This is a genomic window from Lyngbya sp. CCY1209 (genome assembly GCF_055795065.1).
Genome location: NZ_JAYFER010000442.1, coordinates 1 through 14307, shown reverse-complemented (window position 1 = coordinate 14307; position 14307 = coordinate 1). Strand labels below are relative to the sequence as shown.

The window sequence follows — 14307 nt, the reverse complement described above, 5'->3', positions numbered from 1 at the left end:
AAACTTCCATGTGTCTTGGCGATTTCTAGCCCCTACACCCTACACCCTACACCCTACACCCGCGCGCAGCGCTATAGGGGGATCGTCCGGATTTGACGCGATCGAAAACCGCTATCTGATTACTGAATGCGCTTATCGGTTCCAAGCGTGATAAAATTGTTCCAGGGGAAGTTGCCGGGCACAGTGCCACAGCAGTTTGTAAATTTCCAGGGCATCGGCAGATCGATCGCCCCCTTCTACCTCAATTCCATATGGTTTTAATGCGGTGACAACTTCGGGGAGTTGATCGTCCGTCAAAATATCTTTGAGTTTGGAAACGATGCGTTTGGCGACTCCCGATCGCCTGTCTTTTAAACTCCGCAACACGATGGCGATCGCGTCGGGATGATCGGGTTTTAGCTGTAGTAATGATATCGCATATTTTGTCAATTTTGTCAAGTCCTGGGTTTCGGAAATTCGTCGTTCTAAGGCAGCCATCGCCCGCCGTTGATTTTCGGGATTTTCCGTCGGTTGTTTTCGGGATTTTTGGAGAGACGATTTGACGGCTATTTTCTGTTTCGATAGGGGATGTTCCGGGGCGATTTTTTGCAAGTCTTCCATCGCCCGATCGCCCGGTGTCGAACCGGATTTGATGAGGCGGACTAAAGTGGCGATCGCGACTTCATTATTCGGATCGATTTTGCCGAGGCGGTAGGCAATTTTTCGGCGGACGCGATCGCGATTCGTGGTGGAAATCATCTCGGTTAAAGTGGCGATCGCTTGCGGGTGGCGGGGACTCACCACACCCAAGCTGTGGGCGACTTCCAACCGGATGGAATCGTTGGGGGCGGTTTTCAACAATTCCAATAAAGTCGCGATCGCTTTGTGATTTCCCGGATCGAAATTTTTGCCCAAACTGCGGGCGATTTGCCAGCGAATGGAAGGATTTGGTAGATGATCTAATAACTGTTCCAAACCGGCGATCGCACTGTCGCGATCGGTTCTGAATACAGCCAATTTTGCCTCCTCCAATATCGGGGAAGGATAGGTTTTCCACTGCTGGGATTCTCGGCAATATTCGCCGCATCGCCATTTGAGTAATTGGCTGATGATGTCATCCCGGCGACTGCATTCGGGAAACTCCGCCAACCCGTCCGCCGCCAGAAAATAGGCGAAATATCGATAGAATCCGCCGCAGTTGTCCTCGAATTCGATCAATGCCTCCATGAATGCTTCCTTATCGGAAGCGGCGATATCGGTTCGCCCCAACCATAGGACGATCGCTTCCCGCCAGTGGGGAGAAAAAATCGGGCGGCGGGAGGGGGCGGGGGTGAGGAAAAAACGCCAGTCTGCAATTGCTTGGGCGGCAAAATATTCCTGAAATGTGGGATGATAGAAGGCGTAAATTGGTTCTCCCGTTACGGGGGAAACGCCGACTTGATTCAGCCATCCCAGTTGCAGGGCGAGAGCCAACAATTCGATATCTTCGTTTTGAAAAACGGTGGAAATTAAGGAAGTATCAAACCGAAATTTATTTTGATCGCGACATAACGCCCGTTTCGCCAATTCTGCCAAACCGCGATCAAGGTGATATTGTTGAATCGGAGTGGTGGGGAAGCGATCGCACTTCCACTGGTAAATCGCCCGGGTGAATTGTCGGTAGAGGGCGGCTTTGGTGGCGGGGAGGTTGCCCGACATCAGCCCCCAGCAGCGACACAGCAACGCCAGCCGCAGGGGATTTTTTACCGCGTCCCGGATGCGGCTGCGTTCCGGTTTCTGCAATTCCCGACAGAGGCGATCGCCCAATTTTGGATCGGATTGAAACCAGCCTCGGATGAAGCGATCGGTTTCTTTGAACGGCAAATTTCGATAGGCGGTGAAGTCTTCGAGGGGATTTCGTCCGCCGTCCCAAATGTTGAGGCGGCAGGTGAGGAGGATGTGGGCGTCGGCAAGCCAACCCCGCAACTGGCGGGCGATCGCACTCAACCCGTCTCCCGCAATTTCATCGACTCCATCCAGCAGCAGCCACACCCGCCCGGAGTTAAATTGGGCGGCGAATTCGGACTTCAATTCGGGGGGTACGGAGACTTGATGAATGATGACTTTTAACCAATCATTTAATAGGTGGGATTCGAGAGCGGTTTCTGACAAATCTGCAAGGGAAACCCAAATCGGAAGTAACTGATTTTCCAATAGTGCGATCGCCATCCGTTGCAAAAGGGTGGTTTTTCCCGCCCCCGGTTCCCCGACGATCGCGATCCGTTGCGGTAATTTCGCCTGCAAACACTGCCGTAAAAATTGTTCGGGAGAAATGGCGTTTTGGTCCGCTTCCGGTTCGTAAAATTCCGAGCCGCGATCGGCTTCTAAATCGAGATCGCGGCGTTCCCGGCGGGGGCGTTCCACCAAACCGACGGGAAGGTAAATTTCGTTCAATTCAAAGGCGATCCCGTCCCCCACCGTCAGGGGATTTGTCGTCAGCCGTCTGATTCGCTGGGCTTCCAGGTTTTCGCGACAGAAATTCCACCAGCGATTATCGCCCGTTTCGGTGGGTTGGGATGGGGGGGATTTGCGGCGTTCCCACTCGCTTTCAAAGCGGTTTAAAATGGCGTCGCGATCGCTCCTATTATACCAGAAATTAATACTAAAATGCCAGGTTTCCGAACCCTGTCGGGACGGGCGGTGATCCTCCAAAATGCCCAAAAAATCTTCGAGGCGGGCGAGGGATTCTTTGATGTGGGCGGCGGTGAGGGGAATGTCGGCTATTTTTGATAGGGATACCAAAAATCTGATTTTGGTTCGGATGATCAGTTGGCGATCGCTTTTCCAGGCGGTTTTGATGTTCGCACGCAGGCGATCGAGTTCGTTTTCGTCCCCGTCTATGTCGCCATTGCCATAGTCCAACAGCAACGTCAGAAGCTGCCGGGTTCGCTTTTTCGTTTCGGGGCCGTAACTGGGGCGCGGCATCGGCAAATGGGGGCGGCTCGGCTCAATTTGATTATAGAATATCGAGTCGATCAAAGCCAATCCGACCTTCCGTTGTTGCGCTTGAGCGCCTTTTTTGATGCCGTGTAGCGGGGCTAAAGCCCAACAACGAGGGGGGGATTGTTGTTGCGCTTTAGCGCCGGGACTCAAGCCCGACAACTTGATCGATTGTTTTGATAATTTAGTAGGCCGTCCGGTCGAATTTTGTAATCACCCAAACTGCATGGATCGCCCCCGGCAGCCATGCGAGTAATGTCAGCAGAATGTTGATCCAAAATGCGGAACTCAAGCCCACGGTCAAAAAAACGCCGAGGGGGGGAATCAAGATTCCCAGGATAATTCGCAGCAGTTTCATAATAAATTTCGTTTTCAGTCTGGCTCTATATTTCTCTCAATTTCGACTTCAATCCCTCTATCTGGAGATGGATTTTTGTCGCCCCCATATAAGTCGAATAGCAGATGAAATGGAGCGAAAAAAGTTCTAAAATGCGGCACAGGCGGGATATTCTCGACCCTTTGACAACAAAAGTAATGGAATAAAAACTTATGATCGTAACAGCTTTGACCCTGCTGGGGACGGCTTTGAGTTTGCTGGTGGTCGATATTATTTTGCCGGGGGTGGATTTGGCGACCTTTCCGGCGGCTTTGATCGCGGCGGTAGCCATCGGTGCGATCAATGCGATCGTGAAACCGGTGCTAGAATTTTTTGCCTTGCCGCTGAATGTATTGAGTTTGGGGGCATTTTCTCTGGTCGTCAACGGCGTTTGTTTCCTGCTGGCATCGGTGGCAGTTCCGGGATTTAAAGTCAGCGGTCCGCTGTCGTTCTTTTTGGGGCCGATCCTGCTGTCGGCGGTCAACACATTTTTAAGCCGCTATTTGGCGGAAAAATATCCCCAAATGTCTGCTGCCAACCCTTCGGCGGACGAATCCTGATGTCGGACGAGGGCGGGGGAAAGTGCGATCGCGGACTGGAAAATTTCACCCTTTCTCGAAAATATTAATTTTCCCCGTGTCGTCCCCCCGTCGCATCTATCTCCGGGTAGAGTCAGCCGAATTCCCCCCCGTTCAACTTCAGACTTTGGGGGGATGGACGGTGGGAACGATAACGGAGACACTGAGGCTATCCGCAGGATATACGAAATTAGAGAAAATCTCAGAATTAGGACACAATTCAAAATGATATTGTCGGATGGAATAAATTTTACAGATCATTGTCACTGGCTGGCTCAGATTTTGGTGGAACCGCAGATAGACGCTGCGGACGAGACCGCCATTTTTGTCAGCGGGCCGCAGTTTTTCACCGCCCTGATTTCCGGGGTGGTGTTGGCGTTCGCTTTCCAACTGCTGCTGACGAATTTGGGGGTGGCGACCGGGATATCGATGGCGGGGGGATCGTCGTCGAATTCCAAGCACAATTCCCAGGATTCCGGTGTCGGGAGTACGATCCGAAAAATTGGCTTCACGCTGGGCTTGGGGACGTTAATTAGCGTGACGATCGCCATCTTTTTCGCCAGTTTGCTGGCTGTCAAATTGACGCTGTTCGTCTCCATTTTGGCGGGGGCGATCGTCGGTTTGGTGATCTGGGCAACCTATTTTTCCCTGCTGGTTTGGGTGAGTTCCACCACCGTCGGATCGCTGATCGGGTCGGTGGTGAATACCGCGACTTCGGGATTTCAAGCCCTATTTGGAACAGCGGTTGCCGCCTTCGGGGCGAAGACAGCCCAACGCCAAGTCGTCTCCACTGCAGAAGCCGCCACGGCCGCGGTTCGCAAGGAATTGACGGCGGGGATCGATCCGATGGGCATCCGGGAACGGGTGGAAGATTACATCGAATCCCTGAAGCCGCCCCAGTTGAATTTGGGCGAGATCCGCTCGGAAATCGAGCACATTCTCAGCGATCGCGACCTGCAAGATCTCTCCAAAGAAAACCTTCCCGAAATCAGCCGTCAGATGTTCGCGGACTTGCTGGCCGATCGCACGGATTTATCCCGTCGCGAAGTCGATCGCATCGCCAAAGAATTGGAAAAATCCTGGAATCGGGCGACCGATCGCCTCCCGGAACGCGATCGCATTTCGGAGTTCACCGACTACCTGAAATCCGCCTCCCGGGAAGGCCTGCTGGGGCGAGAATTTACCGATAAATTGGACGCGGTGATCGAGGAAATGCGGAAACGCCGCCGCTCCCAAACTCCGGGGCCGGTTTCCCACGCTTTAACCCAGGGAATGCACAGTTTGATGGGAATCGTGATGGGCCGCACCGACCTCTCGGACATGGACGTGGAGCAGATCGTCGGCCAACTCAAACGGCTGAAATCTCAGGCGGGAGAACAGGGCAACAAACTCGCGCTCCAGTTCGGCGGCGGGGAAGAGGAAGAACCCGAAAATACCGTGCGACGGGACGTGGAAAATTATATCCTCAACGCCTACCCCTGGCAGTTGCGATCGCCCAATTTGGAGGTGGAATTCCGCGATTTGCTGTTCGACCCCCAGGCGGAACCGGGGGCGGTGGTGGAAGCCCTGGAACGGCTCGATCGCACCGATTTCGCCGACTTACTGAATCGAAAGGGACTGTTCACCCGCGATCGCGTCCGCACCCTTTCGCTGCTGATGGACGGCATCCGCCTGGAGGCCCTGGCGGTGGCCCGGGCGGCGGAAGAGCGGGAGCGGGAGATCGAACTGATGGCGGAGGTAGACCGCTACCTGTTCACGGCTTCCCCGGCGGGGTTGAGTCCCGAGAGCATCCACCTGCATTTCGAGCCGATTTTGGCCGATACCGAGGCGGACGATCACGCCACGCTGCAACGGCGCCTGGCCTCCCTGGACCGCCAGACCTTGGAGTTGATGCTGCAACGGCGGGGCGATCTGGGCGTCACGGAAATCGCCACCATCGCCACGGAATTGGAAAAAGCCCGCGATCGCGTTTTGCAAGAATCCTACGAGCGGGACGAGGCGGCGAAGGTGAAGGCTGAGGCCCAGTGGTCTCGGGTGCAGGCGTACCTGAAAAATACCGGGCGGGAAGAACTCAACCCCAACGCGATTTCTCGGGAACTGAAGCTGCTGCTCGATGACCCCCAGGCGGGGGCTAAGGCGCTGCGGGCGCGGGCGTCCCGGTTTGATCGCCAGACGCTGGTGCAACTGTTGGGCCAGCGACAGGATCTCAGCGAGGAACAGATCGAAGATGCGATCGACTCGGTGGAACGCTCCTGGATGAAGGTCCGCAGTGCCCCCGAACGTCTCTCGCAGCAGGCACAGCAGCAGTACGACCGCGCCACGTCGGCGATCGCGGATTACCTGCGAAATACCGGACAACCGGAGTTGAACCCCGAGGGCATCCGCCGGGACCTGATGCTGCTGCTCAAAGAGCCGGAAACCGGGGGGCGGGCGATCTGGCGCCGTCTGGCGATGATGGACCGGGAGACGCTGGTGCAGTTGCTCTCCCAGCGGGACGACCTGTCCGAACGGGAGGTCAACCAAATTATCGACGAAGTGTTCTTCACCCTGCGGACCATCGCCAGGACGCCCCGGCGGATGGCGCTGCGGACTCAGGAAAAAGTGCAGAATTTCCAGGAGTCCCTGGCGGATTATTTGTGGAGTACCGACCGCGAAGAACTCAACCCGGACGGCATCCGCCGCGACGTGAAATTGTTGCTCCAAGATCCGCGCGGGGGAATGGAGAATTTGAAGTGGCGACTGGCCGCGATCGATCGCGATACGTTGGTGCAGTTGCTCTCCCAGCGTGAGGATCTTTCGGAGGAAGAAGTCAACCACATTATCGATCGCATTTTGATGGTGCGGGATGAGGCGATCGCCCAAATTGAAAGTATCCAACATTGGGTTCAGTCCATCATCGACCGGATTCTCAATCGGATTCGCAACTACTTGAATGATTTGGAACGTCCCGAATTGAATTATGAGGGAATTCGGGAGGATATCCGCACGTTATTCGACGACCCGGAAGCCGGGTTTGAGGCTCTGCGCGATCGCCTGTCCCAGTTCGACCGCGATACTTTGATCGCCCTGCTGAGTTCCCGGGACGACATTTCCGAGGCGGACGCCAACCGCATCGTCGAGCAGATCGAACGCACGCGCAACCGGATTTTGCAGCGGGCCGAACGGTTGCAAAAACAGGCTCAATTGCAGCTTGAGCGGGTGCAGCAGGAGGCGCACCACCAAGCCGAAGAAACGCGCAAGGCGGCCGCCGCCGCGTCCTGGTGGCTGTTTTTGACCGCCCTCGTTTCCGCGATCGCCGCGGCGGGTGCGGGCGCCATCGGCGTGACCATTTAAACTGACCGGCAATCCCCCGAATTTTCGGGGGATTTTGATTCGGTTTGGTCTGACGAAAAACGCAATCAAAAAATAGACTGGGATTCTTACCGGTAAAACTGATGGCTAATCAAATCGAATTAAAACTATTTGCTCCTTACAATAAAGAAGCGACCTTGATGGGGAGTTTTTCGGATTGGAAAGAAATTTCAATGGGGAAGGACGATCGCGGGTATTTTCGCGCCGAGGTCGATTTGGAGGATGGGACTTATCATTATAAATTTCGGGTGCGATCGAAGAGCGATTTTATCGGCTTTGACGAGTGGGTTGATATCATCGACCCCTACGCCACCGAAGTCGAACCGTCCGAGCAAAATGGGGTGATACGCATCCAGGACGGCTGCAGAATCGTCGATACCTACGTTTGGAAATATGACGATAAACCGCTGCCGAGCGATCGCGAATTGGTGATTTACAAACTCCACGTCCACGACTTCACCGGGGGAGAAGACGACCCCGATTCTCGCGGACAGTTTAAACACGTCACCGAAAAGTTGGACTATCTGAATGAATTGGGAATTAATGCGATCGAATTGATGCCCGTTTCCGAATATCCGGGGGATTACAGTTGGGGATACAACCCCCGCCACTTTTTTGCGATCGAATCCAGTTACGGTTCCACGATGGAATTGAAACAACTGATCGACTGCTGTCACAAATTGGGAATCCGAGTCTTTTTTGACTGTATTTACAACCACGCAGAAATGGAGCATCCCCTCACACAAATCGACTACAATTATTGGTTTAGTGCCAACCCAACCGACCCCGATAACAGTTGGGGGCCGGAATTTGACTACGAACATTATGACGACAATCTCAACGTCAAACCCGCGTGGCAATACATCGGCGACAATGCCGAATATTGGATCAAAGAATATCACATCGACGGCATCCGCTACGATGCTGCCAAACAGTTAAATAACTACGAATTCATGTATTGGATGGTGGATAAAACCAAGCAATTTGCGGGCATGAAACCGTTCTACAATGTCGCCGAATGTATCCCAGAAAATCCCAGTATCACCAACTACGACGGCCCGATGGACGGGGCTTGGCACGAAAGTTTTTCCCGCACCATCGTCGCCCATTTGTGCGGGGAAAAGTTCGATTTGGAAGAACTTAAAAATAGTCTCGACGGCCGCCGCCAGGGATATTTGGGGGCGAGTAACATGGTCAATTACATCAGCGTCCACGATCGCGAACGGTTGATGGTGGAACTCGGAGAACGGGGAATTCTGCACGATGCCGCCTTCAAGCGGGCGAAATTGGGGGCGGTTTTATTGATGACGGCGGTGGGAATTCCGATGATTTGGATGGGGGAAGAATTCGGAGAGTACAAACCCAACACCATCGAACCGACGAAACTCGACTGGCGGCTGTTGAAAAATGAAAATAATTCGAGTTTATTTGACTACTACCGGGGAATGGTTCAACTCCGCCGCAAAACTCACGCCCTCTACACGGAAAATATCGAGTTTTTCTACGAGGATGAAGAAAGCTGGGTTTTCGCCTACACCCGCTGGAACGACGAAGGTTCGAGAGTGGCGGTGGTGGCGAATTTTTCGGACAATTATCTCGCCGGTTACGCCGTCCCGAATTTCCCCGCAGGCGACACCTGGCACGAGTGGACTCGGGATTACGAAATCGAGACGGGAAACAATGAATTAGTTCTCGATCTCCCCGAATACGAAGCCCAGGTGTTTGTCAATTCTTGAAATTGATATCAACTCCGCTTGTCTGACCGCCCCCCTTTGCGATATAGCAATCTGGAACCATTTGTAAAATTGTCCGGCCCCCAAACCCCCAATCCTGGGGGCTTTGATTAGTTGTTATATCAAGTCCGTTTGAATACTTACACAATCATTCGAGGACAGGCAACAGGCAAGAGGCAATAGGCAAAAGTTTTAAGCGGCTTCAGAAGATGGCACCCAGGAATCATAACTGTTTGAGCGGACATAATATTAATTATTAGTTTTTAATGCAAAAAATCCAACCCCAAATTTTAGAGTTGGAAATATGCCTATCTCAAGCCGTAAAAAACTATTGTTTTTCAATTTCTTTTTTTGCGGCTTCTTTCACGTTCTCAACCGAGTGTTGAAAAGCAGCTTCGGTTTGCTTCGCTTGCCCTTCGGCTTTCTGTTTGGGATCGCCGGTCACTTCGCCGACCATTTCCTGGGCTTTCCCTTCCAGATTTTTCATCGTCGCTTCGGTTTTTCCGTCCGGACTCATAAATCCTCCGCGTTATAGCGTCTTCGGTGTAAATGTAAATTCTTCAAATTTCATTTACCATTTATCACTTACCTACAGTTTAGCGACCTCATCCCTACTCTACCTCTGTCAGAAGGTAGACTTCAGGTCGGCAACCCGGCCTGTTTTAGGCTTTCCAAATCCAGGTCGAATCGGGTGGCGATCGCATCCAAAATCTGCCGTTCTTCTGGCGTGATGATGCCGTCGCTGATGGCGACGTGGTAGCACTGAATCAGCAGCGGGGGCGCGAAGTCTGCGTGCAACTGTTCCAGGAGTTCCGGGAGGGTTTGGGCGTGTTCCAGGTCGTCGGAAATTGCCGCGATCGATTGGGCGCTCAGTTGGGAATCTCGCAATTCTGATATCAGTTCGGCGGGGGTGCGATCGGGATAGCTGGCGCGAATTTGACAGACCAAAATTCGCTCCATGATCGTTTTCTGAAGTCCCAAATTTTCCAGGTAGGCTTCGTTTTCCTGCCGGAAGGTTTCGGCTGTTAGAGGTGCCGCTTCCGGGTCGAGTTTCGCCTCGTAAAACCGACAGGCCGCGTAGCCGAGGGCGTACAGCATCACCGCGTTGGAAGAGGCGCCGACGATCGCCCCCAAACCGGGGATAATTTCCACCCAGCTCAACCCCAATTTCAAAGCGTTCGAGCCCCCCAATGACAGGCCGAAAATCGCCAACACTTCGCCCCGGCGGGCGGGGGATTTCAGGTCTAGACCGTAGGCCGCCGCGACTTGATAAATGGTTTCGGCTTGCAGCCTCGCCGTGGTGGCGAGTTCCACCGCAAATAGGGCGGCGGCGATGGGGGGGATCAGGTTCGTCGCCAATCCGATTCCGGCCGCGGAAATGGCTTTTTCCACCATGATGCGGTGGGCGATTTGGTTGGGGGTTTCCCGGGGATATTTTTGTTTGAGGGCGGCGACTTTCGCCTCCGCTTCTGCCACGTTCACTTCCCCGAGCAACACCATCAGCCAGTCGGTCCCGAAGCGCCGGGAGAGCCATTGTAAAAACGGATTTTGGGCGATCGCCTCCATCATGCCGCCGGTCCCTTCCGCCACGCAGTCGAGCCATTTCAGCGCCTCTGCAGACGCGGTATCCACGACTCCCGCCATCGCCCGTTCCACCTCCGCCGGGAGTGGCAAATCCAAAGCGGGAAATTGGGGGGCGCGATCGTCGCCAGAAGATGAATTCGTCATATTTTCTCTATTGAATGCGTCAATTTTTGGGGATTGAAAAAAATTCGCGATCGCTCAGTCGAGATCGTGCCAGCGGTCGGAGGGTCCGGGCGATCGCTTCCGGGGCCTCGACTCGGAATCATGATTTCGACCGCGGCGGAATACATCCCACGGGCACGGTCTATTTTGAACTTTCCCGCAGGCACCACACACACCCATCCCTTCTCCGTAGGGACACCATCTCAGTCGTCGCATCGGTTCTCGCAGTTCGCAATCCAATCTGACGGTTGACCCCAATATTATACAACCAAAATTCCCGCCGCGATCATCTCTGCCTGCGGGCAGATATTTGGGCAGTTTATCACCCCAGATAGAAGTCTTTAGATCTCAAAATGATAGCATGATCTTATCTTTCAAAACCCTTAAATTTACACCCAAACAAGACAGCTAAAACCGCGATCGCCGGTTCAATTTGACACGATTAACGAGGAAATATAATCCATGTGGCTTCAGAGATTAGCCAGATTTGGCTACGGGACAAAAGGGGCAGTTTATATCCTCATCGGAGTGCTGGCAATTCTGGCGGCATTCACCGCCAAAGGAAAAACGACGGATACGAAAGGTGCCCTCCACACCATCGCCGCCCAACCCTTCGGACAATTGCTATTGATATTGGTCGCCGTCGGCCTGATCGGATATACGATCTGGCGTTTCGTCCAGGCGATCGCCGATCCGGATCGCAAGGGAAATGACGCCAAAGGAATTGTGACGCGCATCGGTTACGCGATCAGCGGTCTGATCTACGGCGCGTTGGCGTTCAACGCGGCACTTTTGGCCTTCGGAAATTCCGGCGGCGGGGGAAATTCCAAGGTGACTTGGACGGCCCGCATCCTGGCGCAACCCTTCGGACGGTGGTTAATCGGGGCGATCGGAATTGTCATCATCGGGGTGGGATTGTATCGCATTTACAAAGCCTACCGAATCAAATTCCGCAAGCGTTTAAATTTGCGCGAATTGGATGCGGATCAACAAAGTCAGGTGGTGAACGTTTGCCGATTCGGCATCAGCGCGAGAGGGTTCGTTTTTATAATGTTGGGGATATTTTTACTCCAAGCCGCCTATCAGTCCGACGCCAGCAAAGTCGAGGGATTGGACGGCTTGTTGAACTCGATCGCACGGCAGACTTACGGACAGTTTCTCCTGGCTTTGGTCGCCGCCGGTTTGGTCGCCTACGGGATCTATATGTGGGTGCAGGCTAGATACCGACTGATTCGGGCGGCGGCAGTTTCTTAATGCAAAAAAAAGGGACTGATTCATTCAGTCCCTTTTCACCCATCCCTCAATACAAAACTTTATTGAGATTTAGGCGCGACCCGCTTGGGTTCCTTCCGCCGGAGGTTTGCCGATATATTCGCTACTCGCGCCCGCATTCATCGGTTTAAACTCGGATTTTGAGACACCGCAGACGGGACACTTCCAATCGTCGGGAATCGCACCGAACGGAGTCCCGGGTTCGATGCCGGAGTCCGGATCGCCCTTAACAGGATCGTAAATATAATCACAGGAAGTACATTTATATTTTTCCATTATCGTGTTCTCCAAATCGATTCATTCTGTGAACAAATTAACAGAAAAAATACCGTCTGCAAATCTATCTCAGAGGTGATTTAGTTACACTTATCTATGCCGTCGAATAGAGACAAATTTCCAATTTTTATCAAAATCAGACCGCCGGCACGAGTGGGAAACTCCGCCCTCAACCCGGGCCGGGGCGGGCGAACTGGCATCCGCATCAAGCCGAATAAGAATCGGACTCCCGGTTGTCCGAAAACAACCCCAACGCCGGACCCAAAAGGGCGCCGAAAATAAAGCCTCCGGCGTGGGCCCAGTAGGCGACGCCGCCGTTCTGCATTCCCACACTCGCCGGGACTTGCAGCATCGAAATACCGTTGAAAGCCTGTTGGACGAACCAGAACCCGAGGAAAAATAGGGCGGGAATTCTGACCGTATAGAAAAAGAAACCCAACGGCAAAAGGGTGATAATTTTCGTCTTGGGAAACTTGAGAATATAGGCCCCCATCACCCCCGCGATCGCGCCGCTCGCCCCCAAGGACGGCACGGGCGATTCCATTGCAAAATACCACTGCGCCAGGGATGCCAAAACGCCGCAGCCGAGATAAAAGAGAATGAACTTGACGCGCCCCAACTCTTCCTCGATGTTGTTCCCGAAAATCCACAAAAATAACATATTAAAGCCCAGGTGCATGAAACCCGCGTGGAGAAATTGGGCCGTGATCAATGTCAATGACTCCGGCACCGGCTGGCCGATATCGGCGCCGTTAAAACTGGCGGTCAACTCTTTCGGCACGACCGCGAAGACGTGGAAAAAACCGTTCAATTGAGCCGGGTCGAGGCTCAATTCATAGAAAAATATGAGGACGTTGGCGATGATGAGCGCGTAGGTGACGACGGGCGTGATGCGGGTCGGATTTTCGTCTCTGAGGGGGACCATGCAGTTATGATTTAGAATTAACGATTACAATTCGTTGTTGCCCTTTAGCGCTGCTCCGGAGGGGCTAAAGCCCAACAACAATTGTCGGGGCGTTGTTGCCCTTTAGCGCTGCTCCGGAGGGGGCTAGAAGCCCGACAACCTAGGCGTTAGCCGGGACGGAAGTTTTGTTGCGATCGCCACTACTTTCGACCCGTTCCCCTTCGATAAAGGAGCGCAGCATCCAGGCCATTTCTTCGTGCTGTTCCATCAAACCGGTCAGGAAATCGGCCGTCCCCTCATCGTGGAACGAGTCCGAACACTGGTCGATATGTTCCCGCAAATTCCGGATAATTTGTTCGTGATCCGTCACCAGACGGCGGACCATTTCGTTGGCGTCGGGGAGGTCGCCGGGATGTTCCCGAATCGTCGCCAAATTCAGAAATCCCTGGGCCGTCCCGACGGGAAAGCCGCCCAACATCCGCACCCGCTCGGCGCATTCGTCGATGTTGATAGTCAAAGCTTCGTAATGTTCTTCCCACAGTTGATGTAGCGTTCTAAACTGGGGGCCGACCACATCCCAGTGGTATTTTTTGGTTTTGACCAACAACAGGTACAAATCGGATAAGTCCGTATTTAATAGTCCAATTACACTTTGACGTTGTTCTTCTGTTAAACCAATATTTAACGTAGCCATAATTAAAAAATTCCCGGTTGACACCTTTTTCATTAGAACAAAGTCACCCACCTGAAAGCATCTGTCCGGTGAGTGACCTTGCACCGGGAAGGTCGCCCTTTTGGAATAGGTCACAAGGGAGGGGAGGGGGGGCAGGGAGGCAGGGGAGGCAGAGGAGGCGGAGGAGGCAGGGGGGGCAGAGGAGGCGGAGGAGGCAGGGGAGGCAGGGGGGGCACAGGAGGCAGAGGAGGCAGAGGGGGCAGAGGAGGCAGAGGAGGCAGAGGAGGCAGAGGAGGCAGAGGAGGCAGAGGAGGCAGAGGAGGCAGAGGAGGCAGACTCCCCAATCATCTTTAGATGATTTTGGCTATTAGCTTGGGAATTGATTCCCAAGCGGTCTGGATGTCTCACCCTCCGCTCCCTCCGCTCCCTCCGCTCCCTCC

General features: G+C 53.6%; 11 protein-coding genes. 4 read left to right on the top strand and 7 right to left on the bottom strand.

All coding sequences use genetic code 11. The annotated features are described in order from the left end of the window. Positions 1-132: 132 nt before the first annotated feature. Positions 133-2943, bottom strand: a complete 2811-nt coding sequence (locus tag AC0QHF_RS13685) for a HEAT repeat domain-containing protein (RefSeq protein ID WP_324704776.1) — start codon at positions 2941-2943, stop codon at positions 133-135. Positions 2944-3142: 199 nt separating this feature from the next. Continuing rightward, positions 3143-3316 (bottom strand): YqaE/Pmp3 family membrane protein, encoded by a 174-nt coding sequence (locus tag AC0QHF_RS13680; protein ID WP_324704775.1) that lies wholly within the window; start codon positions 3314-3316, stop codon positions 3143-3145. A gap of 191 nt (positions 3317-3507) precedes the next feature. Between AC0QHF_RS13680 and AC0QHF_RS13675 the strand changes: the two genes are divergently transcribed. The 3 genes from AC0QHF_RS13675 to AC0QHF_RS13665 all read left to right on the top strand — a co-directional run bounded on the left by AC0QHF_RS13675 (position 3508) and on the right by AC0QHF_RS13665 (position 8999). Beyond that, a complete protein-coding gene (locus AC0QHF_RS13675) occupies positions 3508-3894 on the top strand; it encodes a phage holin family protein (protein ID WP_324704774.1) in 387 nt (128 codons plus the stop codon). A 243-nt stretch (positions 3895-4137) separates the two neighbouring features. After that, a complete protein-coding gene (locus AC0QHF_RS13670) occupies positions 4138-7245 on the top strand; it encodes a VIT1/CCC1 transporter family protein (protein WP_324704773.1) in 3108 nt (1035 codons plus the stop codon). A 77-nt stretch (positions 7246-7322) separates the two neighbouring features. Next, positions 7323-8999 carry an alpha-amylase family glycosyl hydrolase gene (locus AC0QHF_RS13665; protein WP_324704777.1) on the top strand — a complete coding sequence of 559 codons (1677 nt, stop codon included), beginning with the start codon at positions 7323-7325 and terminating at the stop codon, positions 8997-8999. 325 nt (positions 9000-9324) lie between these two features. On the opposite strand, the gene AC0QHF_RS13660 is transcribed toward AC0QHF_RS13665, so the two are convergent. Then, the gene (locus AC0QHF_RS13660) at positions 9325-9513 is read right to left on the bottom strand and encodes a CsbD family protein (protein ID WP_324704772.1); all 189 of its coding nucleotides are present in this window, start codon (positions 9511-9513) and stop codon (positions 9325-9327) included. A 122-nt stretch (positions 9514-9635) separates the two neighbouring features. Continuing rightward, positions 9636-10724, bottom strand: coding sequence for a hypothetical protein (locus AC0QHF_RS13655; protein WP_324704771.1), 1089 nt, complete (start codon positions 10722-10724; stop codon positions 9636-9638). 480 nt (positions 10725-11204) lie between these two features. On the opposite strand from AC0QHF_RS13655, the gene AC0QHF_RS13650 reads away from it, so the two are divergent. Beyond that, on the top strand, positions 11205-11996 hold the full coding sequence (locus AC0QHF_RS13650) for a DUF1206 domain-containing protein (protein ID WP_324704770.1): 792 nt from the start codon (positions 11205-11207) through the stop codon (positions 11994-11996). A 69-nt stretch (positions 11997-12065) separates the two neighbouring features. On the opposite strand, the gene rd is transcribed toward AC0QHF_RS13650, so the two are convergent. The 3 genes from rd to AC0QHF_RS13635 all read right to left on the bottom strand — a co-directional run bounded on the left by rd (position 12066) and on the right by AC0QHF_RS13635 (position 13888). After that, positions 12066-12290, bottom strand: a complete 225-nt coding sequence (gene rd, locus AC0QHF_RS13645; RefSeq protein ID WP_324704769.1) for a rubredoxin — start codon at positions 12288-12290, stop codon at positions 12066-12068. A gap of 205 nt (positions 12291-12495) precedes the next feature. Then, on the bottom strand, positions 12496-13215 hold the full coding sequence (locus AC0QHF_RS13640) for a rhomboid family intramembrane serine protease (RefSeq protein ID WP_324704768.1): 720 nt from the start codon (positions 13213-13215) through the stop codon (positions 12496-12498). A 139-nt stretch (positions 13216-13354) separates the two neighbouring features. Next, a complete protein-coding gene (locus tag AC0QHF_RS13635) occupies positions 13355-13888 on the bottom strand; it encodes a Dps family protein (protein WP_324704767.1) in 534 nt (177 codons plus the stop codon). Between the last annotated feature and the right edge of the window lie 419 nt (positions 13889-14307).

Excerpts from the sequence above, each read along its gene's own strand:
- AC0QHF_RS13670 (WP_324704773.1), top strand. The coding sequence starts at position 4,138 with ATGATATTGTCGGATGGAATAAATTTTACAGATCATTGTCACTGGCTG.
- AC0QHF_RS13635 (WP_324704767.1), bottom strand. The coding sequence starts at position 13,888 with ATGGCTACGTTAAATATTGGTTTAACAGAAGAACAACGTCAAAGTGTA.
- AC0QHF_RS13685 (WP_324704776.1), bottom strand. The coding sequence starts at position 2,943 with ATGCCGCGCCCCAGTTACGGCCCCGAAACGAAAAAGCGAACCCGGCAG.
- AC0QHF_RS13640 (WP_324704768.1), bottom strand. The coding sequence starts at position 13,215 with ATGGTCCCCCTCAGAGACGAAAATCCGACCCGCATCACGCCCGTCGTC.
- AC0QHF_RS13675 (WP_324704774.1), top strand. The coding sequence starts at position 3,508 with ATGATCGTAACAGCTTTGACCCTGCTGGGGACGGCTTTGAGTTTGCTG.
- AC0QHF_RS13660 (WP_324704772.1), bottom strand. The coding sequence starts at position 9,513 with ATGAGTCCGGACGGAAAAACCGAAGCGACGATGAAAAATCTGGAAGGG.
- AC0QHF_RS13680 (WP_324704775.1), bottom strand. The coding sequence starts at position 3,316 with ATGAAACTGCTGCGAATTATCCTGGGAATCTTGATTCCCCCCCTCGGC.
- rd (WP_324704769.1), bottom strand. The coding sequence starts at position 12,290 with ATGGAAAAATATAAATGTACTTCCTGTGATTATATTTACGATCCTGTT.
- AC0QHF_RS13650 (WP_324704770.1), top strand. The coding sequence starts at position 11,205 with ATGTGGCTTCAGAGATTAGCCAGATTTGGCTACGGGACAAAAGGGGCA.
- AC0QHF_RS13655 (WP_324704771.1), bottom strand. The coding sequence starts at position 10,724 with ATGACGAATTCATCTTCTGGCGACGATCGCGCCCCCCAATTTCCCGCT.